The organism is Streptomyces sp. NPDC017890 (genome assembly GCF_044328675.1).
GTDB lineage: Bacteria > Actinomycetota > Actinomycetes > Streptomycetales > Streptomycetaceae > Streptomyces.
Genome location: NZ_JBIRHU010000001.1, coordinates 272,310 through 297,073 on the forward strand (window position 1 = coordinate 272,310; position 24,764 = coordinate 297,073).

The 24,764-nt window shown below is 70.0% G+C and carries 19 protein-coding genes, 2 tRNA genes and 1 pseudogene; 2 read left to right on the forward strand and 20 right to left on the reverse strand.

Features of this window, described 5'->3' with window-relative positions; translation table 11 throughout:
* From ACH4F2_RS01155 to ACH4F2_RS01220, 14 genes and pseudogenes are all read right to left on the reverse strand, one after another.
* A pseudogene (locus tag ACH4F2_RS01155) lies at positions 1-472 on the reverse strand (ribonuclease E/G); the annotation flags it as partial.
* Between the two features lie 274 nt (positions 473-746).
* Complete coding sequence (locus tag ACH4F2_RS01160; RefSeq protein WP_398130585.1) at positions 747-1,523, reverse strand: TIGR03936 family radical SAM-associated protein; 777 nt, start codon at positions 1,521-1,523, stop codon at positions 747-749.
* Positions 1,524-1,571: 48 nt separating this feature from the next.
* A complete protein-coding gene (locus tag ACH4F2_RS01165) occupies positions 1,572-2,672 on the reverse strand; it encodes a hypothetical protein (protein ID WP_398130586.1) in 1,101 nt (366 codons plus the stop codon).
* A gap of 83 nt (positions 2,673-2,755) precedes the next feature.
* Positions 2,756-3,526, reverse strand: a complete 771-nt coding sequence (locus ACH4F2_RS01170; RefSeq protein WP_398130587.1) for an SAM-dependent methyltransferase — start codon at positions 3,524-3,526, stop codon at positions 2,756-2,758.
* A 108-nt stretch (positions 3,527-3,634) separates the two neighbouring features.
* Positions 3,635-5,593 carry a TIGR03960 family B12-binding radical SAM protein gene (locus ACH4F2_RS01175; protein WP_398130588.1) on the reverse strand — a complete coding sequence of 653 codons (1,959 nt, stop codon included), beginning with the start codon at positions 5,591-5,593 and terminating at the stop codon, positions 3,635-3,637.
* A gap of 90 nt (positions 5,594-5,683) precedes the next feature.
* On the reverse strand, positions 5,684-6,883 hold the full coding sequence (gene rodA, locus ACH4F2_RS01180; RefSeq protein ID WP_398130589.1) for a rod shape-determining protein RodA: 1,200 nt from the start codon (positions 6,881-6,883) through the stop codon (positions 5,684-5,686).
* The gene (mrdA, locus tag ACH4F2_RS01185; RefSeq protein ID WP_398130590.1) at positions 6,880-9,189 is read right to left on the reverse strand and encodes a penicillin-binding protein 2; all 2,310 of its coding nucleotides are present in this window, start codon (positions 9,187-9,189) and stop codon (positions 6,880-6,882) included. Before mrdA ends, rodA begins: the two co-directional genes overlap by 4 nt.
* 120 nt (positions 9,190-9,309) lie before the next feature.
* On the reverse strand, positions 9,310-9,981 hold the full coding sequence (gene mreD / locus ACH4F2_RS01190; protein ID WP_398130591.1) for a rod shape-determining protein MreD: 672 nt from the start codon (positions 9,979-9,981) through the stop codon (positions 9,310-9,312).
* A 13-nt stretch (positions 9,982-9,994) separates the two neighbouring features.
* Complete coding sequence (gene mreC / locus ACH4F2_RS01195) at positions 9,995-11,053, reverse strand: rod shape-determining protein MreC (RefSeq protein WP_398130592.1); 1,059 nt, start codon at positions 11,051-11,053, stop codon at positions 9,995-9,997.
* Positions 11,054-11,217: 164 nt separating this feature from the next.
* A complete protein-coding gene (locus ACH4F2_RS01200) occupies positions 11,218-12,237 on the reverse strand; it encodes a rod shape-determining protein (protein ID WP_398130593.1) in 1,020 nt (339 codons plus the stop codon).
* A 319-nt stretch (positions 12,238-12,556) separates the two neighbouring features.
* Positions 12,557-12,970 carry a nucleoside-diphosphate kinase gene (gene ndk / locus ACH4F2_RS01205; protein WP_398130594.1) on the reverse strand — a complete coding sequence of 138 codons (414 nt, stop codon included), beginning with the start codon at positions 12,968-12,970 and terminating at the stop codon, positions 12,557-12,559.
* A 115-nt stretch (positions 12,971-13,085) separates the two neighbouring features.
* Entirely contained in the window at positions 13,086-13,442 is a 357-nt protein-coding gene (locus tag ACH4F2_RS01210) for a DUF4233 domain-containing protein (protein ID WP_398130595.1), read from the reverse strand.
* Between the two features lie 5 nt (positions 13,443-13,447).
* Positions 13,448-14,971: a bifunctional folylpolyglutamate synthase/dihydrofolate synthase gene (locus ACH4F2_RS01215; protein WP_398130596.1), complete on the reverse strand. Its 1,524-nt coding sequence runs from the start codon at positions 14,969-14,971 to the stop codon at positions 13,448-13,450.
* Positions 14,972-15,154: 183 nt separating this feature from the next.
* Positions 15,155-17,779 carry a valine--tRNA ligase gene (locus ACH4F2_RS01220; protein ID WP_398130597.1) on the reverse strand — a complete coding sequence of 875 codons (2,625 nt, stop codon included), beginning with the start codon at positions 17,777-17,779 and terminating at the stop codon, positions 15,155-15,157.
* A 137-nt stretch (positions 17,780-17,916) separates the two neighbouring features.
* On the opposite strand from ACH4F2_RS01220, the gene ACH4F2_RS01225 reads away from it, so the two are divergent.
* The gene (locus ACH4F2_RS01225; RefSeq protein WP_398130598.1) at positions 17,917-18,900 is read left to right on the forward strand and encodes a hypothetical protein; all 984 of its coding nucleotides are present in this window, start codon (positions 17,917-17,919) and stop codon (positions 18,898-18,900) included.
* A gap of 71 nt (positions 18,901-18,971) precedes the next feature.
* Here the strand turns inward: ACH4F2_RS01225 and clpX are convergent, their stop codons facing one another.
* The 5 genes from clpX to ACH4F2_RS01250 form a co-directional block, all read right to left on the reverse strand.
* Entirely contained in the window at positions 18,972-20,258 is a 1,287-nt protein-coding gene (gene clpX / locus ACH4F2_RS01230) for an ATP-dependent Clp protease ATP-binding subunit ClpX (RefSeq protein ID WP_398130599.1), read from the reverse strand.
* Positions 20,259-20,439: 181 nt separating this feature from the next.
* Entirely contained in the window at positions 20,440-21,117 is a 678-nt protein-coding gene (locus ACH4F2_RS01235) for an ATP-dependent Clp protease proteolytic subunit (RefSeq protein ID WP_398130600.1), read from the reverse strand.
* 125 nt (positions 21,118-21,242) lie between these two features.
* Positions 21,243-21,848, reverse strand: a complete 606-nt coding sequence (locus ACH4F2_RS01240) for an ATP-dependent Clp protease proteolytic subunit (RefSeq protein ID WP_031040345.1) — start codon at positions 21,846-21,848, stop codon at positions 21,243-21,245.
* A 386-nt stretch (positions 21,849-22,234) separates the two neighbouring features.
* The gene (gene tig, locus ACH4F2_RS01245) at positions 22,235-23,641 is read right to left on the reverse strand and encodes a trigger factor (RefSeq protein ID WP_398130601.1); all 1,407 of its coding nucleotides are present in this window, start codon (positions 23,639-23,641) and stop codon (positions 22,235-22,237) included.
* Between the two features lie 332 nt (positions 23,642-23,973).
* Positions 23,974-24,050, reverse strand: a tRNA-Pro gene (locus ACH4F2_RS01250).
* Positions 24,051-24,213: 163 nt separating this feature from the next.
* Here ACH4F2_RS01250 and ACH4F2_RS01255 point away from each other — a divergent pair.
* Positions 24,214-24,284, forward strand: a tRNA-Gly gene (locus ACH4F2_RS01255).
* Positions 24,285-24,346: 62 nt separating this feature from the next.
* On the opposite strand, the gene ACH4F2_RS01260 is transcribed toward ACH4F2_RS01255, so the two are convergent.
* Complete coding sequence (locus tag ACH4F2_RS01260) at positions 24,347-24,541, reverse strand: hypothetical protein (protein ID WP_398130602.1); 195 nt, start codon at positions 24,539-24,541, stop codon at positions 24,347-24,349.
* Positions 24,542-24,764 lie beyond the last annotated feature (223 nt).

The window sequence follows — 24,764 nt, forward strand, 5'->3', positions numbered from 1 at the left end:
CCGGCTCGACGGGCGAGGTCACACTGCGCGTGGCACGACGGCGGGAACGGCGCGGAGCGGCGTCCTCGACGGGCTCGGGGCTCGGTTCGGGCGCGGCGGCCGGCTCGGGCGTCTCGGCGGCGGCGGAAGCCGGAACGACGGTCTCGGCGGTCTCCGCCGACGCCGGAGTCCCGACGGGCGCGGAGGCGCGGCGCACGGCACGGCGACGCGGCCGGCCCGCGGTCACGGGCTCCACAGCCGCCTCGGCCACGGTGGCCTCCTCGGCTTCCGTCTCCTCCGGCTCTTCGGCCGCGGCGCTCACCTCGGCCGGCGCGACGGTCTCCGCCGGCGCTCCGGCGGCACCGGACGGCGGACCCGCCGGCCGGGACGCGGCCCTGCGCCGGCGACGCGGCGGCAGGGTGTCGCTGGGGGTGTTCGATTCGGCGTCCGTCGAGGTGGTCGAGGACCCTGTGGGTTCGGTCGGTTCGAGCATGCGGGGGTTTCTCCCGTCAGGCTCCCGGGCGCCGCGCCTGGTCCGGCATCGACCATGTCGACCGCCGGTGACGTCCGCGGCTCGCGCGATGCGCGGTCGCCGCCGTCCGGGGCGCGGGCGCCGCTCGGGAGCTCTCCGTGTCTTGTCTCGCCGGTTCCGTACCCCTTGTCGTGCACGGCCTGGCGAAAGTCTTGTGGTCGGTGCGCTGCCCGACCCAGGTGGCTCCCGAGTTCGAGGGCGGCGCTACGACGTCCGTCCCTACGCGGAACCTTCCTTACGCCGGCGCCTTCGCGGCGGCGGAAGCGGCGGCCGGTTGCGGCTCGGGCGCTTCTGCCTCGCGGTCGGGCGCGAGCGGGTCGGTCACCGCACCGGTCTCTTCATCGAACAGCCCCTGCGCCAGCCTGGTCACCGCTGCGGGGACCGGCGGCGCCAGGTCGGCCACGGCGCGAAGACCGGACAGGACGTCGTCGGGTCGTACGGCAGGCGTCACGTGCCGAACAACCAGCCGCAGTATCGCACAGGGCCGGTCGGTCGGCCTATCAGCCGGCGAACCGTGCGTGGTGACGCTCTCGAGGTGCGCGACGGCGGAGCGGGCGTCGAAGGTACGGACGCCGTTCTTCGTCCTGCGCTGGACCTCCACGGCCGGGGCCGCGTTGAAGGCCGCCACGGCGCGTTCCGCGTCCGCGGACGCCACGCCGTCCAGCCGCAGCTCCCACACGGAAGCCGTCAGCCGGTCCGCGAGCCCGGAGGTCCTGGCCTCGGCCGCCTCGACGATGTCCAGCCCGGCGGGCAGCGACTCGTCGAGGAGCAGCCGGAGCCGCTCCGGGTCACGCGCCTCGGTGAGCGCGATCTCCAGGTACTCCGCCTCACTGCCCGTGCCGGTGGGTGCGGCATTGGCGTACGACACCTTCGGATGCGGGGTGAACCCCGCCGAGTACGCCATGGGCACCTCGGCGCGGCGCAGCGCACGCTCGAAGGCGCGCTGGAAGTCACGGTGGCTGGTGAACCGAAGGCGGCCGCGCTTGGTGTAACGCAGTCGGATGCGCTGCACCGCGGGTACGGGCGGCGGGCCTTCGGGCTGTCGCTTGCCCAGTGTCGTTCAGTCCTTCGTGAGAGCGGTCGTACTGCTACCAAGAGTACGTGCCTCGTCGGCGGATGGTTCCCGGCGGGCCACCGGACGCGCCTTCGCGGGCCCCCCGAAAAGCATCCGGCGCACGTCGGCGCGGGCCTCCCGCACGGACAGCCGGGCGGAGGCGAGCGCTTGCCGGGCAGCCCGCCCGGCACCGCGCGCGGCCTCGGCGAGCGGCCGCAGGACGGTGTCCCGCACGGCGTGCCCCACCGGCGTCAGAAGGCTCCGGTACACCCATCTCGCCGGCTCCGCCACGGTCCACCGAAAGAGGGTGCCGAGGAACCGTCCGACGGCGCGCGAGACGTGCCCCGCGATCCGCCAGGCGTGTCCGAAAGCGTCCAGGACCTCCCTGCCGATGACGGCGAGCACCCGGCCGACCGGCGTGAGCACCCACCGCCACACGGCGAGGGCCGGCAGCACCAGCAGCACCCGGGCGATCCAGTACAGGGCCGTACCGACACCGGTGACGATCATGCCCAGGCACCAGAGCACTCCCCTGCCGCACCAGAGCACGCCCCTGCCGCACCAGGCCAGCCCCCGGCCGCACCAGGCGAGCGCGTGCCCGACCGGGGTGAGCACCCAGGCGTAGAACCACGACGCCGGTACGACGACGAGGTACCGCGCGAGCCAGGCCAGACCGGCGTACAGCCCGCGCCCGACGGCGGCGAACACGGCGCCCACACCCCTGAGGAACCAGGCGAGCCCCTGCCCGACCGGCGTCAGCACCCACCGGTGGACCCACACCGCCGGCACGACGAGCAGCACGTTCCCGAGCCAGGCCACGCCCTTGGCCAGCGGCACGACGACATACCGCCACACCCCGACCAGCGGCCACACGAAGACGGCCCGCCCGAGCCAGGCCAGCGCCCGCCCGAACGGCCGCAGCACCGTGTCCCGCAGAAAACGCCCGCCCACGACCAGCGCGTCCCACACCATCCGCACCGGCACGACCAGCACCAGGACGACGATCCGCACCGGAAGCCGGACCGCCACGGCAAGACACCCCTCGGCGTCCGACCGCGGGCGCGGCTCCGCCGGATCCCCCGCGGGGGACCGTTTTTCGAGCTCCATACCGACACAGACGCCGGAACGCCCCGCCCGGATCCCGACACACCGGCGCGGATACGACGCCTGGAACGGCAACGCCGCGGCGCTCAGGTGCTGGCGACCGGTACCAGAGTCAGATACGCGATGCCGAGGACGTCGCGGTAGCCGTTGGCCCAGGACGAGCGCTGGCGGTCGACTCGATCGCGGGTCTCGGCGGCGAGGGCGTGGTCCGGATGACCGGCCAGCCAGAGCTCTGTGTCATGGCGGTAGCCGGACTCGAACTCCTCCCACTCCTCACGGCTCGCCGACTCGATCCAGGCCGGCCGGAAGCCCGACTCGACGGCCAGGTCGACAAGCGGTCCGAGCCTCAGGTGGTCGCCCGCGTGCGCCCCGGGCCACATCGACGCGAGTTCCCCGTCCGTCGGGGGACGTTCCCAGAAGCCCTCGCCGAGAACGACCCGTCCGCCCGGGCGGACCAGGCGGCGCAGCTCGCGCAGGACGACACCGGGATCGTACGGCTGTCCGGGGTCGCACAGCGCCTGACCGGCCCCCAGGCAGAGCACCGCGTCCACGGGTCCGCGTGACGTGCCCAGGGCCGACTCCTCCGCGAACTCGACCCGCTCGGCGAGTCCGCGCTCCTTCGCGAGGTCCCTCCCCCTGGCCAGGTCTTCGGCGTTGATGTCGAGGCCCACGCCCGTCGAACCCGGGACGGACTCCAGCACACGGAGCAGCAGTTCGCCCCAGCCGCAGCCGATGTCGAGGACGGTGGCGGGCGAGACGGCGGCGAGCCGCGCGACGATGCGCCCGGCGCGGACTTCGGAGAGCGGCCCGTGGAAGGTCAGACTGCCAAGACGCGGGGGAAGATCGGAAGCTGTCATGGGACGGACGTTAGTTCGCCCCGAGAGCCACGGACAGCGGTTATTCACCACGTCGCGAGGCACTTCCGCCCAGACCTCTTCGACTGCCCCTCCCCTCCCCCACCCGTTTCAGCCGGTGGGAGCGTTGTCCTTGACCGTCAGGGGCAGCAGCTTCTTGCCGGTCGGGCCGATCTGGATCTCCGTGTCCATGGCAGGACACACGCCGCAGTCGAAGCACGGCGTCCAGCGGCAGTCCTCGACCTCGGTCTCGTCGAGGGCGTCCTGCCAGTCCTCCCAGAGCCACTCCTTGTCGAGGCCGGAGTCGAGGTGGTCCCAGGGGAGGACCTCCTCGTAGCCGCGCTCGCGGGTGGTGTACCAGTCGACGTCGACGCCGAAGGGCGCGAGGGCCTTGTCGGCCGAGGCCATCCAGCGGTCGTACGAGAAGTGCTCGCGCCAGCCGTCGAAGCGGCCGCCGTCGTCGTAGACGGCGCGGATGACGGCGCCGATGCGGCGGTCGCCGCGGGAGAGGAGGCCCTCGACGATGCCGGGCTTGCCGTCGTGGTAGCGGAAACCGATGGAGCGGCCGTACTTCTTGTCGCCGCGGATCTTGTCGCGGAGCTTCTGCAGCCGGGCGTCGGTCTCCTCGGCGGAGAGCTGCGGGGCCCACTGGAAGGGGGTGTGGGGCTTGGGGACGAAGCCGCCGATCGACACCGTGCAGCGGATGTCGCCGGAGCCGGAGACCTCGCGGCCCTTGGCGATGACGCGGGTGGCCATGTCGGCGATCTGGAGGACGTCGTCGTCGGTCTCGGTGGGCAGGCCGCACATGAAGTACAGCTTCACCTGGCGCCAGCCGTTGCCGTAGGCCGTGGCGACGGTCCGGATGAGGTCGTCCTCCGAGACCATCTTGTTGATGACCTTGCGGATGCGCTCCGAGCCGCCCTCGGGAGCGAAGGTCAGGCCGGAGCGGCGGCCGTTGCGGGTCAGCTCGTTGGCGAGGTCGATGTTGAAGGCGTCGACGCGGGTGGAGGGGAGGGACAGGCCGATCTTGTCCTCCTCGTACCGGTCGGCGAGGCCCTTGGCGACGTCGGCGATCTCCGAGTGGTCGGCGGAGGAGAGGGACAGCAGGCCGACCTCCTCGAAGCCCGTCGCCTTCAGGCCCTTCTCCACCATGTCGCCGATGCCGGTGATGGAACGCTCGCGCACCGGGCGGGTGATCATGCCGGCCTGGCAGAAGCGGCAGCCGCGGGTGCAGCCGCGGAAGATCTCCACCGACATGCGCTCGTGGACGGTCTCGGCGAGGGGGACGAGGGGCTGCTTGGGGTAGGGCCACTCGTCGAGGTCCATCACCGTGTGCTTGGAGACGCGCCACGGGACGCCCGAGCGGTTGGGCACGACGCGGGCGATACGGCCGTCGGGGAGGTACTCGACGTCGTAGAAGCCGGGGACGTAGACCCCGCCGGTCTTCGCCAGGCGCAGCAGGAGCTCCTCGCGGCCGCCGGGGCGGCCCTCGGCCTTCCAGGCGCGGATGATCGCGGTGATCTCCAGGACGGCCTGCTCGCCGTCGCCGATGACCGCGCAGTCGATGAAGTCGGCGATCGGCTCGGGGTTGAAGGCCGCGTGTCCGCCGGCCAGGACGACCGGGTCGTCGATGCCGCGGTCCTTGGACTCCAGCGGGATGCCGGCCAGGTCCAGGGCGGTCAGCATGTTCGTGTAGCCGAGCTCGGTGGAGAAGGAGAGGCCGAACACGTCGAAGGCCTTGACCGGGCGGTGGCTGTCGACCGTGAACTGCGGGACGGTGTGTTCCCGCATCAGCGCCTCAAGGTCCGGCCACACGCTGTAGGTGCGCTCGGCGAGGACGCCCTCCTGCTCGTTGAGGACCTCGTAGAGGATCATGACGCCCTGGTTGGGCAGACCGACCTCGTACGCGTCCGGGTACATCAGGGCCCAGCGGACGTCGCAGGATTCCCAGTCCTTGACCGTGGAGTTGAGCTCTCCGCCGACGTACTGGATCGGCTTCTGCACATGCGGGAGCAGCGCTTCGAGCTGCGGAAACACGGAAGACACAGACTCGGCGGCTTCGGCAGGCATCTCACGGAACCTTCGTTGCTGACAAGGGGGACCATCCAGCCTAACCCGGCGTGGACGGTCCCCCGTACCGCTCGGCCCGTCGGTGCCCGGTCAGGCCGACATCGGTCGCTGCACCGTGATCGACTGGAGCAGGCCCACCGCTATCCACACGGCGAACATGGAGGAGCCTCCGTAAGAGACGAAGGGCAGGGGCAGGCCGGTGACCGGCATGATGCCGAGGGTCATGCCGATGTTCTCGAAGGTCTGGAAGGCGAACCAGGCGACGATCCCGGCGGCGACGACCGTCCCGTACAGGTCGGTGGTCTGGCGGGCGATCCTGCAGGCGCGCCAGAGCACCACGCCGAGCAGGGCGATGATGAGGCCGGCGCCGAGGAAGCCCAGTTCCTCACCGGCGACCGTGAAGACGAAGTCGGTCTGCTGTTCCGGCACGAACTGGCCGGTGGTCTGTGAGCCGTGGAAGAGGCCGGAGCCGGTCAGGCCGCCGGAGCCGATCGCGATGCGTGCCTGGTTGGTGTTGTAGCCGACGCCCGCGGGATCGAGTTCCGGGTTGGCGAAGGCGGCGAAGCGGGCGATCTGGTAGTCGTCGAGGATGCCGAGCTGCCAGACGGCGAGCGCGCCGGCCGTTCCGGCGCCGATCAGTCCGAAGACCCACCGGTTGGTGGCGCCGGAGGCGAGCAGCACGCCCAGCACGATGATGACCATGACCATGACCGAGCCGAGGTCGGGCATGAGCATCACGATCAGCATCGGCACGGTGGCCAGGCCCAGGGCCTGGAGGACGGTCCGGTGGTCGGGGTGGGTCCGGTCGCCCGCGTCGACGCGGGCGGCCAGCAGCATCGCCATGCCGAGGATGATCGTGAGCTTCACGAATTCCGAGGGCTGCAGGGAGAAGCCGCCGGGGAGTTTGATCCAGGAGTGGGCGCCGTTGATGGTCGAGCCGAGCGGGGTGAGCACCAGCAGGATCAGCAGCACGGAGAAGCCGTACAGGACGGGCACGGCGGTGCGCAGGGTGCGGTGGCCGAGCCAGACGGTGGCGACCATCAGGGCGAGCCCGATGCCGGTGTTCAGCAGGTGCCGGGTGAGGAAGTAGTACGGGTCGCCCTGGTTGAGCTCGGTGCGGTTGCGGGTCGCGGAGTAGACGAGCAGGGAGCCCATCAGCGAGAGGGCGACGGCGGCCAGCAGTATCGGCCAGTCGAGCCGGCGTGCCATCGAGTCGCGGGCGAGGAGCCGGGTCCAGCCGGCCTTTTCGGGGCCGTACCCGGAAACCTGGAAGCTGTTGGCTCCGGTCATGCGCGTGTCCTCCGGCTTCCGCTGCTGCCCGCACCGCGGCTTCGGCTGCCGCGGCGGGTCCCGCCGCCGCGTCGTCGGTGGCGGCGGGTGTCGCGGTTGTCCCCGTTCTGGGCCGGTGCCGTCGCTCCCTGTTCCTGTCCGTCGACGGGGGCGTACTCGTCCTCCGGGGATGCCTTCTTCTTGGGAAGGAGGTCCTTGACGACGTCCTTGGAGATCTTCGGCGCGGGGATGGTCCCGTCCGCCTTGATCGTCGGCAGCTTCGCCTGCGGCCGGGGCAGCAGCGCCTTCTTCGTGTCGATCTCCCCGTCGTCCGAGACGCCGTACAGCGCGTCGTAGATGTTGCGGACGGCCGGGCCGGAGGCACCGGAGCCCGTACCGCCCTGGGAGATCGTCATGACGATCGCGTACTCGTCGGTGTACGTGGCGAACCAGGAGGTGGTCTGCTTGCCGTAGACCTCGGCCGTGCCGGTCTTGGCGTGCATCGGGATCTTCTCCTGCGGCCAGCCGACCTGTGCGAAGCGCCAGGCGGCGGTGCCGCGGGTGGCGACGCCCTCGAGGGCGTCGTCCATCTTGGCGAGTGTGGTCTTGCTTATCGGCAGCTTGCCGTGCGCCTTGGGCTCGATCGGGCGGATCTCCTTGCCGTCGGGGCTGATGACCGCCTTTCCGATGCTCGGGTCGTAGAGGGTGCCGCCGTTGGAGATGGCCGCGTAGATGGTGGCCATCTGGATGGGGGTGGTGAGGGTGTCGCCCTGGCCGATGGAGTAGTTGATGGCGTCACCGGCGCGCATCTTGTTCCCCTCGAGGCAGTTCTCGTACGCGATCTGCTCGACGTAGGAGCCGCCCTTCTTGCCGGTCTTGCACCAGGCGTCCTTGTTGGCCTCCCAGTACTCCTGCTTCCACTCGCGGTCGGGGACGCGGCCGGTGACCTCGTTGGGGAGGTCGATGCCGGTCTTCTTGCCGAGGCCGAACTCGTGGGCGGCCTTGTAGAAGTAGTCGTCGGGGTTCTTCGGCTTCATGCCGCCGTCCTTCTTCCACTCCTGGTGGGCCAGGCGGTAGTAGACGGTGTCGCAGGAGAGTTCCAGGGCTCGGCCGAGGTCGATCGGGCCGTAGCTGGCGGACTCGTAGTTCTTGAAGACCTGGCCGCCGACGGAGTAGGAGCTGGAGCAGTCGTAGCTGCCGTCGAAGTCGTAGCCGGCTTCCACCGCGGCGGACGAGGAGATCACCTTGAAGATGGAGCCGGGGGCGGCCTGCCCCTGGGTGGCCCGGTTGAGCAGCGGGTAGTTGGAGTCCTTGCCGGTGAGCTTCTTGTAGTCGGCGGCGGAGATGCCGCCGACCCAGGCGTTGGGGTCGTACGCCGGGTTGGACGCCATGGCGACGACGCGGCCGGTCTTGGCCTCCATCACCACGACGGCGCCTGCGTCGGCCTTGTAGTTCTCGCCGGTGTTGTCGTCGTGGACCTTGCGGGCTTCCTTCATCGCCTCGTTCAGCTCGTACTCGGCGACCCGCTGGACGCGGGCGTCGATGCTGGTGACGAGGTTGGAGCCGGGCACTCCGGCGTCGGACTCGGCCTCGCCGATGACCCGGCCGAGGTTGTCGACCTCGTAGCGGGTGACGCCGGCCTTGCCGCGCAGCGCCGCGTCGTACTGGCGTTCCAGGCCGGAGCGGCCGACCTGGTCCGAGCGCAGGAAGGGCGAGTCGGTGTCCTGGGCCTTCTGGATCTCCTCGTCGGTGACCGGCGAGAGGTAGCCGAGGACCTGCGCGGTGTTGGATCCGCCGGGTCCGGCGTAGCGGCGCAGGGCCTCGGGTTCGGCGGTGATGCCGGGGAAGTCCTCGGCGCGCTCGCGGATCTGGAGGGCCTGCTTGGGGGTGGCCTCGTCGGTGACGGGGATCGGCTGGTAGGGCGAGCCGTTCCAGCAGGGCTGGGGGGTCTCGGCGTCGCACAGCCGGACCTTGTCCATGACTTCCTCGGGCTCCATGCCCAGGACGCCGGCGAGCTTGGTGAGGACGGCCTTGCCGTCGTCCTTCATCTTCAGCAGGTCGGTACGGGAGGCGGAGACGACGAGCCGGGTCTCGTTGTCGGCGAGCGCCACGCCGCGGGCATCCAGGATCGAGCCGCGGGTCGCGGGCTGGACGACCTGCTGGACGTGGTTGCCGGAGGCCTCCTCGGCGTACTCGTCGCCCTGGCGGATCTGGAGGTACCAGAGCCGGCCACCGAGGGTGGCGAGGAGGGAGAGGACGAGGATCTGGATGACGACGAGCCGGGTCTGGACGCGTGTGCTGCGGCCGGTCTCCGGAATGTTACTCATGGGAGCAGCCCATTCCGTTGAGGGTGGTGGTGGGCGACGGGCGGGAGTCGGTCACTGCGGCTGCCTCCCCCGCTCAGTGGGTGTACGTGTCGAAGCGGTCGTACGGCCGAGAGGTCGTCGTCACAGCCGCTTGACCCCCTTGATGCGTCCGGCCCGGGCGACCCGCGCCCGCGCCGCCTTGGCCCGCAGTCCGTTGCGCTGGCTGCCGATGCGCAGCCCGGTGCCGCCGGAGAGCCAGCCGGAGGCGATGTCGGTCTTCTGCCCCGCGGAGTTGGTCTCGGCCAGCGGGTCGTTCTCGGCGCGCCTGGCCAGGGCCATGATGCCGGGCACGACGAAGGGCGCGAGCAGCAGGTCGTACAGGGAGGCCGTGAACAGCAGGCCGGGCAGGCCGACATGGCGGGCGGCGGTGTCGCCGACGAGGGCGCCCACGCCGGCGTACAGCAGGGTGGTGCCGATGGCGGCGACGACCACGACGGCCATGGGGCCGGTGGCCGACCTGAGCCGGCCGTTCTCCGGTTTGGCGAGCCCGGCGAGGTATCCGACGACGCAGAGCACGAGGGCGTAGCGGCCGGCGGCGTGGTCGGCGGGCGGGGCGAGGTCGGCGAGGAGTCCGGCGCCGAAGCCGACGAGGGCGCCGCCGACGTGGCCGTAGACCAGGGCGAGGCCGAGGACGGTGAGGAGCAGCAGGTCGGGGACGGCGCCGGGCAGGTGGAGGCGGGCGAGGACGCTCACCTGGATGACCAGGGCGACGACGACGAGGGAGACGGAGAGCAGGATCCGGTTGACGCGCATGGGGTGAAAGCTCCTACTGCTCGGTCTGCTGGTTCTGCTCGGTCTGCTGGTTCTGCCCGCCCTGCCCGTCCTGCTGGGTCTGCCCGTCGTCCTGCTGGGTCTGCCCGCTCTGCTCGTCCTGCCCGCCCTGCTCGTCCTGCGCCTGGCCGTCGACGGGGGCCCCGGCGGACGGGGTCACGGTCACCGTCACGGTCGGCTTGGGTTCCGGCTTCGGCTTGTCGGGGAGCACCGTGTCCCGCGGGTCCTTCTGCGGGGCCTGGACGACGACGCCGACGATGTCGAGCTTGGTGAAGCTGACGAACGGGGTGACGTCGAGGGTGCGGGTCAGGCCGCCGCCGGAGGGGTCGACGCGGGAGACGACACCGACGGGCACGCCGGGCACGAACGGCTTGTCGGCCTGGGAGCCGAAGGTGACCAGGCGGTCGCCCTTCTTGACGTCGGCCTTGCCGTTGAGGAGTTCGACGCGCAGGGGGCGGCCGCCCTGGCCGGAGGCGAAGCCGAGTTCGTCGCCGGCCTCCATCCGGGTGCCGACGGTGAAGTCGGGGTCGTTGGCGAGCAGCACGGTGGCGGTGTCCGGACCGGCCGTGGTCACGCGGCCCACGAGGCCGTCGCCGTTGAGGACGGTCATGTCGCGTTTGATGCCGTCATTGGCGCCGGCGTCGATGGTGATGGTCCAGGAGAAGCCCTGCGCGGCTCCTATGGCGATGACCTGGGCGCCCTTGATGCCGTACTGGCCGGCGCCGGCGAGTCCGAGCATCTTGTCGAACTGCTTCAGCCGGCTGCGGCCGCGCTCGTCGCTGCCGAGCTTCGCCTTCAACGCCGCGTTCTGCGTCTCCAGTTCGGAGAGGCGGTCGTGCCGGTCGCCGGAGTCGCGGACCGCGGAGATGGCGTTGCCCACCGGGTCGACCGCGGACGACACCCCGTTCTCGATCGGGCCGAAGACGGTGGCCGCGGCCTGCCGGGCACCGTCGACCGGTGAGTCCTCCCCGCCGCGGATGTCCACCGTGATCAGTGCGAACGCGATGGCGATCAGCAGCACCAGGAGCAGCCGGCTCTCTTTCGTGTCCCTCACGTGCGGCGGCCGTGCCTTCCTCGTCGAATTCGGGAATTACGTGGCGGTGTTCAGGAATTCAGGTGATTCGGTACTCGGGGTACACGCGCGGTACCACACCCTCTATATCAACGATCCGCCGCACGAGAGAAGATCGTCTCGTACGGCGGAACCGAAGTGTCACGTCATCTGCGGGGCTGGGCGTCCAGCACCTGCTGGAGCGCGTCGAACTCCTCGACGCACTTGCCGGAGCCGAGCGCCACGCTGTCCAGCGGGTCCTCGGCGATGTGGATCGGCATTCCGGTCTCCCGGCGCAGCCGCTCGTCGAGCCCGCGCAGCAGCGCGCCGCCGCCGGTCAGGACGATGCCCCGGTCCATGATGTCGCCGGACAGCTCCGGCGGACACTTGTCGAGGGTCGTCTTGACGGCGTCGACGATCGCGTTGACCGGCTCCTCGATCGCCTTGCGCACTTCGGCGGCGGAGATGACGACGGTCTTGGGCAGCCCGGAGACGAGGTCCCGGCCGCGGATTTCGGTGTGCTCGTCGGTGTCGAGGTCGTACGCCGAACCGACCGTGATCTTGATCTGCTCGGCCGTGCGCTCACCCAGCAGAAGGCTGTACTCCTTCTTCACGTGCTGGATGATCGCGTTGTCCAGTTCGTCACCCGCGACGCGGATGGACTGGGCGGTGACGATGCCGCCGAGCGAGATGACCGCGACCTCCGTGGTGCCGCCGCCGATGTCCACCACCATGTTGCCCGTGGCCTCGTGGACCGGCAGGCCGGAGCCGATGGCCGCGGCCATGGGCTCCTCGATGATGTGCACCTGACGGGCGCCGGCCTGGGACGACGCCTCGATGACGGCGCGGCGCTCGACGCCGGTGATGCCCGAGGGCACACAGACGACGACCCGCGGGCGAGCCAGATACCGCCGCTTGTGGATCTTCAGGATGAAGTAGCGGAGCATCCGCTCGGTGATCTCGAAGTCGGCGATGACGCCGTCCTTCAACGGGCGCACGGCAACGATGTTGCCGGGCGTGCGCCCGATCATCTTCTTCGCTTCGGCGCCGACCGCGAGGATGCCACCGGTGTTGGTGTTGATCGCGACGACGGACGGCTCGTTGAGTACGATCCCGCGACCCCTGACGTACACCAGCGTGTTGGCGGTCCCGAGGTCGACAGCCATGTCACGGCCGATGAACGACATTGAGTTCCCCATCAGGATTCGACTGGCCTTCCCATGAGCTTTTGAGGGCTTTTCAGGTAGGCGAGGTGGGTGCAGTGACGCGTGGAGGCTTCCATCGTAGACGCGCTTTCGCGAACACTGCGCGAGGGTCTTCGCCATTGTCAGCAGATGGCGCATCGCCTCGCTTGTGGAGACGGGCCAACGGAGGCATCCGTTCCCCCGAACAGGCGCGCATATGCCACAGGGCGGTCGCTTTTACGCGACCGCCCTGGGCTGCTGCGGGCCATTCGGCTGACGCTGCGTCAGAAAAAAGACCCGTCCGGCGTGTCCGGGAACAGACTCAGACCCGGCCCGGGAAGAAGATCTTCAGCTCGCGCTCGGCGGACTCCTCGGAGTCGGAGGCGTGGATCAGGTTCTCCCGGACGATGACGCCGAAGTCGCCGCGGATGGAGCCGGGAGCGGCGGCGATCGGGTCGGTCGGGCCGGCCAGCGCGCGCACGCCCTCGATGACCCGCTCGCCCTCGACGACCATGGCGACGACCGGGCCGGACGCCATGAACTCGACCAGCGGCTCGTAGAACGGCTTGCCCTTGTGCTCGCCGTAGTGCTGCTCCAGTGTCCCGGCGTCCAGGGTGCGCAGTTCCAGCGCGGTGATCTGCCAGCCGGCCTTGCGCTCGATACGGCTGATGATCTCGCCGGTCAGGCCACGACGGACGGCGTCGGGCTTGAGGAGGACGAGGCTGCGCTGGGTCACGACGGGCTCCTTGGAGAGGTGCGTTTGTGCGGGTGTGCGAACGTGCGGTGGTACGAAGTGATGACTGAGGTTACCGGGCGTGTCGCAGCGCCTGTCACGCAGCGTCAGGCGCTCGTCAGGCGGCGTCGGGCGCGGCGGCGTCGGCCTGGGCCGCGAACCTCGCCTTCGCCTCGTCGATCTTCCGCCCGTAGTGCACGGAGGCCCACCACAGGGCGGCGAAGATCACGCCCAGGAAGAACATCGTCGGCACGACGAAACCGGAGGCGATCAGGGCGATCTGCAGGGCCCACCCGAAGGCGATGCCGCCGGGCCGGGTGACCACGCCGCACAGCGCGACGCACAGGAACATCGCGATGCTGCTGACCGTCCACACCGTCCCCATCGACAGGTCCGGGTCCTTCATGGCGACCAGCCCGGCGAAGCCGATCACGAAGACCTCGCCGATCAGAGTCGAAGCACAGAGCGTACGCACGTTTCTCAGCCCCTCCCGAGGAGCAGTCGGGCCTCGCCGACGGTGATGACGGAACCGGTGACGAGCACCCCGCCGCCCGCGAACTCGCCCTCCTCCTCGGCCAGCGTGATCGCGGCCTCCAGGGCGTCCGGCAGCCGCGGCTCGACCTGGACGCGGTCCTCGCCGAACACCTCGACGGCGACGGACGCCAGCTCGTCCGCGTCCATCGCGCGGTGGCTCGAGTTCTGGGTGACGACGACCTCGGCGAAGACCGGTTCGAAGGCCTCCAGCAGCCCCCGCACGTTCTTGTCGCCGCTCGCGCCGACCACGCCGATGAGCCGGCTGAACTGGAACGCCTCCCCGACCGCCTCGGCGGTGACGCGGGCCCCGGCCGGATTGTGCGCGGCGTCCAGCACCACGGTCGGCGAGCGCCGCACCACCTCCATCCGCCCCGGGGAGGCGACGGCGGCGAAGGCCTTGCGCACGGTGTCGATGTCCAGCGGCTCCGGCCGCTGCGCCCCGACGCCGAAGAACGCCTCGACGGCGGCGAGCGCGACGGCCGCGTTGTGCGCCTGGTGGGCGCCGTGCAGCGGCAGGTAGACCTCGGTGTACTCGCCGCCGAGCCCGCGCAGGGTCATCAGCTGTCCGCCGACGGCGACCTGCCGGGCGACGACCCCGAACTCCAGGCCTTCGCGCGCCACGGTGGCGTTGACGTCCACGGCCTTCTTCAGCAGCACCTGCGCCGCGTCCACCGGCTGCTGGGCCAGGATCACGGTGGCGTCCTGCTTGACGATCCCGGCCTTCTCGGCCGCGATCGCGCCGGTCGTCCCGCCGAGCCGGTCGGTGTGGTCCAGGTCGATGGGGGTCACGACGGCGACGTCCCCGTCGATGACGTTGGTCGCGTCCCAGGAGCCGCCCATCCCCACCTCGACGACGGCCACGTCGACGGGCGCGTCGGCGAAGGCGGCGTAGGCCATGCCGGTCAGTACCTCGAAGAAGGACAGCCGGTAGTCCTGCTGCTCGTCGACCATCCCGACGTACGGCTTGATGTCCTCGTACGTCTCGATGAACCGCTCGGCGGAGATCGCGGCGCCGTCCAGGCTGATCCGCTCGGTGACCGACTGCACGTGCGGCGAGGTGTACCGCCCGGTACGCAGGTCGAAGGCGCCGAGCAGGGCCTCGATCATGCGGGCGGTGGAGGTCTTGCCGTTCGTCCCCGTGATGTGGATGGAGGGGTACGAGCGCTGCGGCTCCCCCAGTACGTCCATCAGCGCGGCGATGCGGGCGACGGACGGCTCCAGCTTGGTCTCGCCCCAGCGGGTCGCGAGCTCGGCCTCGACCTCGCGCAGTGCCTTGTCGACCTCGGGGTCCTCGGGGCGCGCGGGCACGTCGGCCTCCGGCGGGCCTCCCTGGGTGCGCAGGGTGCGGCTGCCGGCCTCGATGACGGCGAGGTCGGGGTCGCGGGTGGTCTCCGCGTCGATGATCTCGTCGAAGGAGTCGAGGGGGTCGGAGGGGTCGGGCTGGTCGTTCTCGCCGGGGATGTCGCTCACGGGGACCAGTCTACGGAGGTCGCCGATGGTGGGGCGGCTGAGGTCCCGTGGCGTGTGCGGGCCCGGCGTGGCTTGTCACGCCCACGCGTCGGAGCCGCACATCGATGCGGCCCCGCGCCCCGGGCGGAGGAAGGCTCCCGGTGCCGTGTCGGCCCCGGGAGCCTTCCTCCGCGTGTCAGCGGGCTACGCCTGCGGCAGCTTCTCCAGCTGGGCCTGGATGCGGGCGATGTCCTCGTCCGCCTTGGCCAGCCGGCCCCGGATCTTGTCCACGACGTGGTCCGGCGCCTTGGCGAGGAACGCCTCGTTGCCGAGCTTGCCGCCCGCCTGGGCCTTCTCCTTCTCGGCGGCGGCGAGGTCCTTGGCCAGCCGCTTGCGCTCGGCGGCGAAGTCGATGACGCCGGAGAGATCGAGGGCGACCTCGACGCCCGCGACCGGCAGGGTCGCCGTGGCCGCGAAGGCGTCACCTTCCGGCTGGAGCCGCAGCAGCTGCCGGACGGCCGCCTCGTGCGCCGCGAGCGCGCTGCCCGCCAGGGTGAGCCGGGCCGGGACCCGCTGGCCGGGCTGCAGACCCTGTTCGTGGCGGAAGCGGCGGACCTCGGTGACGACGGACTGGACGGTCTCGATCTCCCGCTCGGCGTCGGCGTCCCGGAAGCCCGAGTCGGACGGCCACTCGGCGATGACGACCGACTCACCGCCGGTGAGCGTGGTCCACAGCGTGTCGGCGACGAACGGGACGATGGGGTGCAGCAGCCTCAGCGTCACGTCGAGGACCTCGCCCAGGACGCGCTTGCTGACCTCGGCGGCCTCGCCGCCCGCCTGGAACGTCGTCTTGGACAGCTCGACGTACCAGTCGAAGACCTCGTCCCAGGCGAAGTGGAACAGGGCGTCGGAGAGCTTCGCGAACTGGTAGTCCTCGTAGTACGCGTCGACCTCGGCGACCACCGAGTTGAGCCGGGAGAGGATCCAGCGGTCGGTCGAGGACATCCTCGACGCGTCCGGCAGCGGGCCCTCGACCGTCGCGCCGTTCATCAGCGCGAAGCGGGTGGCGTTCCAGATCTTGTTGGTGAAGTTCCGGGAGCCCTGGACCCAGTCCTCGCCGATCGGGACGTCGACGCCGGGGTTGGCGCCGCGCGCGAGGGTGAAGCGGAGCGCGTCGGAGCCGTACTTGTCCATCCAGTCCAGCGGGTTCACGACGTTCCCGAACGACTTGGACATCTTCTTGCCGTTCTGGTCACGGACCATGCCGTGCAGGGCGATGGTGTGGAACGGCGGGGTGCCGTCCATCGCGTAGAGGCCGAACATCATCATCCGGGCGACCCAGAAGAAGAGGATGTCGTAGCCGGTGACCAGGACGGAGTTCGGGTAGAACTTCGCGAGCGAGTCGGTCTGCTCCGGCCAGCCCAGCGTGGAGAAGGGCCACAGGCCGGACGAGAACCAGGTGTCCAGGACGTCGGAGTCCTGGTACCAGCCCTCGCCGCTCGGCGGCTCCTCGTCCGGTCCGACGCAGACGACCTCTCCCTCGGGGCCGTACCAGACGGGGATGCGGTGGCCCCACCACAGCTGGCGCGAGATGCACCAGTCGTGGAGGTTGTCGACCCAGTCGAAGTACCGCTTCTCCATCTCCTGCGGGTGGATCTTGACCTTGCCGTCACGGACGGCGTCGCCGGCCGCCTTCGCCAGCGGGCCGACCTTGACCCACCACTGCATGGACAGGCGCGGCTCGACGGTGGTCTTGCAGCGCGAGCAGTGGCCGACGGAGTGGACGTAGGGCCGCTTCTCGGCGACGATCCGGCCCTCGGCGCGCAGCGCGGCGACGATGGCGGAACGCGCCTCCAGCCGGTCCAGGCCCTGGAAGGGGCCGTGGGCGGTGATGACCGCGTGCTCGTCCATGACCGTGATGGCGGGCAGGTCGTGGCGCCGGCCGATCTCGAAGTCGTTCGGGTCGTGCGCCGGGGTCACCTTGACGGCGCCGGTGCCGAACTCGGGATCGACGTGCTCGTCGGCGACGACCGGGATGGAGCGGTCGGTCAGCGGCAGCTTGATGAGCTTGCCGACCAGGTGCTTGTACCGCTCGTCCTCGGGGTGGACGGCGACGGCGGTGTCACCGAGCATCGTCTCGGCGCGGGTCGTGGCGACGACGATCGTCTCGTCCCCGTCGCCGTACTTCATGGAGACGAGCTCGCCGTCGTCGTCCTGGTACTCGACCTCGATGTCGGAGATCGCGGTCAGGCAGCGCGGGCACCAGTTGATGATGCGCTCGGCGCGGTAGATCAGCTCGTCGTCGTAGAGCCGCTTGAAAATGGTCTGGACGGCCTGGGACAGGCCCTCGTCCATCGTGAAGCGCTCACGGGACCAGGCGACGCCGTCGCCGAGGCGGCGCATCTGGCCGCTGATCTGCCCGCCGGACTCGCCCTTCCACTGCCAGACCCGCTCGACGAACGCCTCACGGCCGAGGTCGTGCCGGGACTTGCCCTCCTTGGCGAGTTCCCGCTCGACGACGTTCTGCGTGGCGATGCCGGCGTGGTCCATGCCGGGCTGCCACAGCGTCTCGAAGCCCTGCATGCGCTTGCGGCGGGTCAGGGCGTCGATGAGCGTGTGCTCGAAGGCGTGCCCGAGGTGCAGGCTGCCGGTGACGTTCGGCGGCGGGATGACGACGGTGTACGGCGGCTTGTCGCTGTCCGCGTCCGCCTCGAAGTAACCCCGTTCCACCCAGCGCTCGTACAGCTGCCCCTCTACCTCGGCCGGCGCGTACTGGGTCGGCAGTTCGGTGGTGGGTGCTGGCTGCGGCTGCTGAGAGTTCTCGGTCACGGGGGTCAGTTTAAGGGCGTCACGTCCCTGTCCCGAAACGCGTTTCCTTTGTAACGGTGCGGCCCCCGGTGACCTGCGCACGCCAGGTCTGAGTCAGGATGTCAGCACCACGTAAACATCCGGAGGGGAACCCAAGAATGAGCCACAACCAGCCGGGCCCGTACGGCGGGCAGCCCCAGCAGCCCGGACCGTACGGCCAGCCGGGGCCGTACGGCCAGCAGCCGCCGCAGGCTCCCCAGCCCGGCTATGGCTACCCCCAGCAGACGCCGCCCGGGCAGCCGGGTTACGGCTACCCGCAGCAGCCGCAGCAGGGCGGCGTCCCGCCGCAGACTCCCCCGTACGGCCAGCAGCCCGCGTACGGCCAGCAGCCCCCGTACGGCCAGCAGCCGCCCGGCCAGGCCCCGTACGGCATGCCCCAGCCTCCCGCGCCGGGCGGTGGCAAGAAGAAGACGGGCCTGATCATCGGCGCGGTCGCCGTCGTGGCGGCGATCGGCGTGGGGGCGTACTTCGTGTTCGGCGGCGGCGGCGGGGGCGGCGGCTCGGACATCGCCGACGACGGCCCGCACAAGCTGACGACTCCGGCGACGGTGCTCACGGACTACACGAAGGCCGAGGGCGGCGGCAGCACCATGGACGAGAGCGACATGAAGGACGCCGAGACCTGGGGGGTGAAGGGCGCCAAGGACGCCAGCGCCGCCTACGAGGCGAAGAACGAGGAGAACCCACTGGCCTCCAAGCAGCTCATGTTCGCCGGCGTCTACGGCACCATCGACGACCCGGAGAAGGCTGTCGACGCGATGTTCGCGCACATGAAGAAGGAGAGCGAGAAGGGCGGCGGCGACGAGGAGGTCACGCTGCAGGGTGACCCGAAGGAGTACAAGCCGGACTCCCTGGACGGCGCGATCATCAAGTGCCAGCAGGCCGAGTACGACAACTCCACCGGCGGCGAGAACGAGCCCAAGAAGATGACGATGACGTACTGCATCTGGGGTGACCACAGCACGCTCGGCTGGGTCATGCCGATGGACCTTCTCGACATCGCGGCGGGCAAGGGCGGCGACCCGGAGAAGGCGGCCGACCTCACCGCCAAGTTCCGCAAGGAAGTCCGCGTCAAGGCCTGACGCCGCACGGTGGCACGGAAGGGGCCCGGTCGGTCGACCGGGCCCCTTCGGCTTTCTTACGGTAGCTGCGGCTACGCCGTCTTCTGCTCCCCCGGGCCCCGACCCCGCGAATCGCGCGGGATGAGGGTCGGGTTGACGTTGGAGAGGACCACGTCGGCCGTGATGACGACGCGGGCGACGTCCTTGCGGGAGGGGACCTCGTACATGACGCCCTGGAGGACTTCCTCCATGATGGCGCGCAGGCCGCGGGCGCCGGTCTGGCGGAGGATGGCCTGGTCGGCGATGGCCTCCAGGGCCTCGCGCTCGAAGTCCAGCTCGACGCCGTCGAGTTCGAAGAGGCGCTCGTACTGCTTGACGAGTGCGTTGCGCGGCTCGACCAGGATCTGGAGCAGGGCCTCGCGGTCGAGGTTGTGGACCGAGGTGATGACGGGGAGCCGGCCGATGAACTCGGGGATCATGCCGAACTTGACCAGGTCCTCGGGCATGACGGACTCGAACTGGTCCTTGGACTCCAGCTCCCGCTTGGACCGGATCGTCGCGCCGAAGCCGATGCCCTTGGCGCCGGCCCGGCCCTCGATGATCTTCTCCAGGCCCGAGAAGGCACCGCCCACGATGAACAGCACGTTCGTCGTGTCGATCTGGATGAACTCCTGGTGCGGGTGCTTGCGGCCGCCCTGCGGCGGGACCGAGGCCGTGGTGCCCTCGAGGATCTTCAGCAGGGCCTGCTGGACGCCTTCGCCGCTGACGTCTCGTGTGATCGACGGATTTTCACTCTTCCGCGCGACCTTGTCGATCTCGTCGATGTAGATGATCCCGGTCTCGGCCTTCTTGACGTCGTAGTCGGCCGCCTGGATCAGCTTGAGCAGGATGTTCTCGACGTCCTCACCGACGTACCCCGCCTCGGTGAGCGCCGTGGCGTCGGCGATCGCGAACGGGACGTTCAGCATGCGCGCCAGGGTCTGGGCGAGGAGGGTCTTGCCGGAGCCGGTGGGGCCCAGCAGCAGGATGTTGGACTTCGCCAACTCGATGGCGTCCTCGCGGCCTTGGCCGCCGCCGTTCTCACCGGCCTGGACGCGCTTGTAGTGGTTGTACACCGCGACGGAGAGCGCCTTCTTGGCGGCTTCCTGCCCGACGACGTACCCGTCGAGGAACTCGTAGATCTCGCGGGGCTTGGGAAGCTCTTCCCAGCGCACCTCGCTGGTCTCCGCGAGCTCCTCCTCGATGATCTCGTTGCAGAGGTCGATGCACTCGTCGCAGATGTACACACCGGGCCCTGCGATGAGCTTCTTGACCTGCTTCTGGCTCTTGCCGCAGAACGAGCACTTGAGCAGATCGCCGCCGTCACCGATGCGTGCCACGGTGTGCTTCCCCTTCGCCTGGGAGACGCTCAGCCGTCGACGTCACGTCAACGGCCGGCGGACTCCTGGTGCTGCCTTATGTCCGACGGTACCTTGCTGAGCCCCCCGTCCGGGCCCCCCTTGGCACGGTTCACTTTGACGTGCACCGTGCCAAGGAGCAGCAGACGATACTCGCTCCGCGTCAGCGAACCGACTCGTTGTTCATCTTGCGGGTGGAGATGATCTGGTCGACCAGGCCGTAGTTCAGGGCGTCCTCGGCCGTGAGGATCTTGTCGCGCTCGATGTCCTCGCGGATCTTCTCGACCGGCGTGGTGGAGTGCTTGGCCAGCATCTCCTCCAGCTGCGCGCGCATCCGGAGGATCTCGTTGGCGGCGATCTCCAGGTCGGAGACCTGGCCGCGGCCCGTCTCGCTGTACGGCTGGTGGATCAGGACGCGCGCGTTCGGCAGCGCCATGCGCTTGCCCGGCGTGCCGGCGGCCAGCAGGATCGCGGCGGCGGAGGCCGCCTGGCCCATGCAGACCGTCTGGATGTCCGGCTTCACGAACTGCATCGTGTCGTAGATGGCCGTGAGCGCCGTGAAGGAGCCGCCGGGGCTGTTGATGTAGATCGAGATGTCCCGGTCGGGGTCCATCGACTCCAGGCACAGCAGCTGCGCCATGACGTCGTTGGCGGAGGCGTCGTCGATCTGGACGCCGAGGAAGATCACACGCTCTTCGAAGAGCTTCGCGTACGGGTCGTACTCGCGGACGCCCTGGGAGGTGCGCTCGACGAAGCGCGGGATCACGTAGCGGGACTCGGCGGTGGGGCCGGTGTACTCGGCACGCGAGTGGTCGTACAGGCCGCCGGGGAAGTCGTTCACAGTGTCTCCTGGAAAGGGGCTGAGGCGGTCGGCTCGGGGCCGGCTGGACGGGCGCGCTGGGCCCGCGGAGGGCTGGGCTCGGCTCCGCGGGGCCCGGGGAGACCCGGGGGCCCGCGGGGAGCGGCTCAGGCCCCCGTGCCGCCGCCGCCCGGCATGCCGGCGGCCGTGGTGATGACGTCGTCGACGAGGCCGTACTCCTTGGCCTCGAAGGCGTCGAACCAGCGGTCACGGTCCGAGTCGCGGGTGATCTGCTCGATCGTCTGACCGGTGTGCTGGGAGGTCAGCTCCGCCATGCGCTTCTTGGTGTGCAGCAGCCGCTCGGCGTGGATCTTGATGTCCGAGGCGGAGCCGGCCAGGCCCGCGGAGGGCTGGTGGATCAGGATCTCGGCGTTCGGGAGCGCGAAGCGCTTGCCCGGGGTGCCGGCGCTGAGCAGGAACTGGCCCATCGAGGCCGCCAGGCCCATCGCGATCGTCACCACGTCGTTCTTGATGTACTGCATGGTGTCGTAGATCGCCATGCCGGCCGTGATCGATCCGCCGGGGCTGTTGATGTAGAGGAAGATGTCCTTGTCCGGGTCGGCGGCAAGGAGCAGCAGCTGCGCGGTGATCTTGTTGGCGATGTCGTCGTCGACCGGCTGGCCGAGGAAGATGATCCGCTCGCCGAGCAGCCGGTTGTAGACCTGGTCGCCGAGGCCACCACCGATGGAGGGCTCGCCGGCGGCGGAGGGCATCAGATTCGTCACGTATCCACCTGCTCGTCTTACGACGGCGCCGGGCCGTCTCACGTGTTCTGCCGGGGCGCGGGGCCGTCCGGCCGGTTTCGGGGACTCCCCTGCCCTCGTATTCATGGACCCTAACGCGCAGGCCCTGCGGTGCCATCCCGGTTCTCGCGGTGTTCGCTGTGAGCGCATGTCGCTCCGCTGGGTGAGCGGCGGCTCGCCGGCACCGTGGGCGGCTCGGTACGTCCGCGGCCGCGGGCCCGTGGGAGGGCGGGCCGCGCCCGCGGTGGAGCCGCCCCGGGACGGCCCCCGCGTCGCCGGGACGTGAGCGCGACGGGCCCCGAAGCGCTTACCGCGTCTCGGGGCCCGTCGTTACTGCGTCAGGGGTGCCGTGGGGCTCAGCCCTCGGTCTTCTCCTCGGACTTCTCCTCGGCCTTGTCGTCACCGGACTCGGCGGACTCGGCGGCGGCCTCCGTGGCCTCCGTCTCCTCCTCCTCGTCCTCCAGGTCGACGACCTCGCCGTTGGTGTCCTTGACCGTGGCCTTCTCGACCACGACGGCCAGGGCCTTGCCGCGGGCGACCTCGCCGACGAGGAGCGGGACCTGGCCCTGCTCGACGACGGCCTGCGCGAACTGGTCGGGGGACATGCCGGAGGAGGCGGCGCGGCGCATGAGGTGCTCGGTGAGCTCCTCCTGGCTGACGTTGAGCTTCTCCTGCTTGACCAGCTCGTCGAGGACGAACTGGGTCTTGATGCCCTTGACCGCGGCCTCGCGGGTCTCGGTCTCGAACTCCTCGGCGGTCTTGCCCTGGAGCTCCAGGTACTTGTCGAGGTCCAGGCCCATCTGGCCGAGCTGGTGGTGCTCCAGGTTGTGCTTGCGGGTGTTGACCTCGTCCTCGAGGAGCTTCTCGGGGACGGGCACCTCGACCAGCTCGAGGAGCTTGTCGAGCACGCGCTCCTGGGCCTGCGTGGCCTGGTCGTACTGCTTCATGTTGGCCAGGCGCTTGCGGCTGTCGGCCTGCAGCTCCTCCAGGGTGTCGAACTCCGACGCGAGCTGCGCGAAGTCGTCGTCCAGCTCGGGCAGCTCGCGCTTGGCGACCTGGGTGACCTTGACGGTGACCTCGGCCTCCTTGCCGGCCGCCGAGCCGCCCTTGAGCTCGGAGGTGAAGGTGGCCTCGCCACCGGCCTCCACGCCCTTCACGGCGTCGTCGATGCCGTCCAGCAGCTCGCCGGAGCCGATCGTGTAGGAGACGCCGTCGGCGACGCCGTCCTCGAGGACCTCGCCGTCGACCTTGGCCTGCAGGTCGAGGGTGACGACGTCGCCGTCCTCGGCGGCACGCTCGACGGGGGTGGTGGAGGCGAAGCGCTCGCGCAGCTGCTCCACCGACTTCTCGACGTCCTCGTCGCTGATCTCGACGGCGTCGACCTCGACCTCGATGCCGGAGTAGTCCGGGATCTCGATGGCCGGGCGGATGTCGACCTCGGCGGTGAAGTTCAGCGTCTCGCCGTCCTTCAGCTCCGTGATGTCGACCTCGGGCTGGCCGAGCGGGTTCAGCTCGGCCTCGTTGACCGCGTCGGTGTAGAACTTCGGAAGCGCGTCGTTGACCGCCTCCTCCAGAACCGCACCGCGGCCGAACCGCTGGTCGATGACCCGGGCCGGGATCTTGCCCTTGCGGAAGCCCTTCACCGTGACCTGCTGGTTGATCTTCTTGTACGCCGCGTCGAGGCTGTCCTTGAGCTCCTCGAAGGGCACCTCGACAGTGAGCCGAACCCGGGTCGGGTTCAGGGTCTCCACGGCGCTCTTCACGGTTCGGTCTCCTTGGTGGCTGACTTCTTGGGTTCTGCCGGAAACAGAGGGCGTCCGGCAAATTTCGCCGCCCGGAGACTTCATACACTGAGACACACGGGCGTGCAGCTTGCATAGTAACGGCAGCGACTACACGGCCCAAAAGGCGATCACGGGAATCACGGGTCGATCACCCGGGACGACCCGCCGGAGGGCCCGTCGAAAGGCCGCGAGCGCCGGTGACCGGCCCGGACGAGACCGCGGGGCGGCGGGTACGACACCCCGCGGCGGCCGGTACGACACCCCGCGGCGGCCGGTACAGCAGCGGGCCGGGGCCGGCGGCGGCCGGTGATTGGTCGGGGTGGCGGGATTTGAACCCACGGCCTTCCGCTCCCAAAGCGGACGCGCTACCAAGCTGCGCCACACCCCGTCTGGTGCGACACGTAGGGTACATGCCGCCGGGCACCGGGGACCGCCGGATTACCCGGGCGTCCGTGAAGGACCGGCTCGGACCGGAAGGGGTTCGCGGTGAGGGACGACGACCCGCTAAGATGCCTGCAGTGCCGCGGTCGGCGACCGGCGGCGCGCGCTGTGCGGGCGTAGCTCAATGGTAGAGCCCTAGTCTTCCAAACTAGCTACGCGGGTTCGATTCCCGTCGCCCGCTCCGAGAGGCCTCCGGCCCGGTCCCTTCGAGGGGACCGGGCCGGAGGCCTTTGTGCGGCCCGGCTAGAACTGGATGGAGTTGAGCGTCTCCGCTATCGAGTCCAGGAACCGCTGGATGTCGTCGGCCATGCCGGTCGAGGCCAGGAAGAAGCCGAAGAGGACCGCGACGATCGCCGGGCCCGCCTTGAGTGACCCTCCTCGCAGCAGCACCACCAGGATGATTGCCAACAGCAGCACCACTGACAGTGAAATGGCCACAACTGATCACACCCTCGGTCGGTCCGCTCTCCCGGCCCGGAGGTGCAGCCCTCACACCCCCGCCAGAACCATCGTGCCACCAACCGGGCCCCGTCATGCGGCAGGTGACACATCATCCGGCCGGATCCTGGGGTGACGCACTCCCCGCACACATGGACGTATCCGGCCATCACATCCCGTACAGAATTTCGACAGGGCACTCGCTCGGGGAATTACGGGCGCT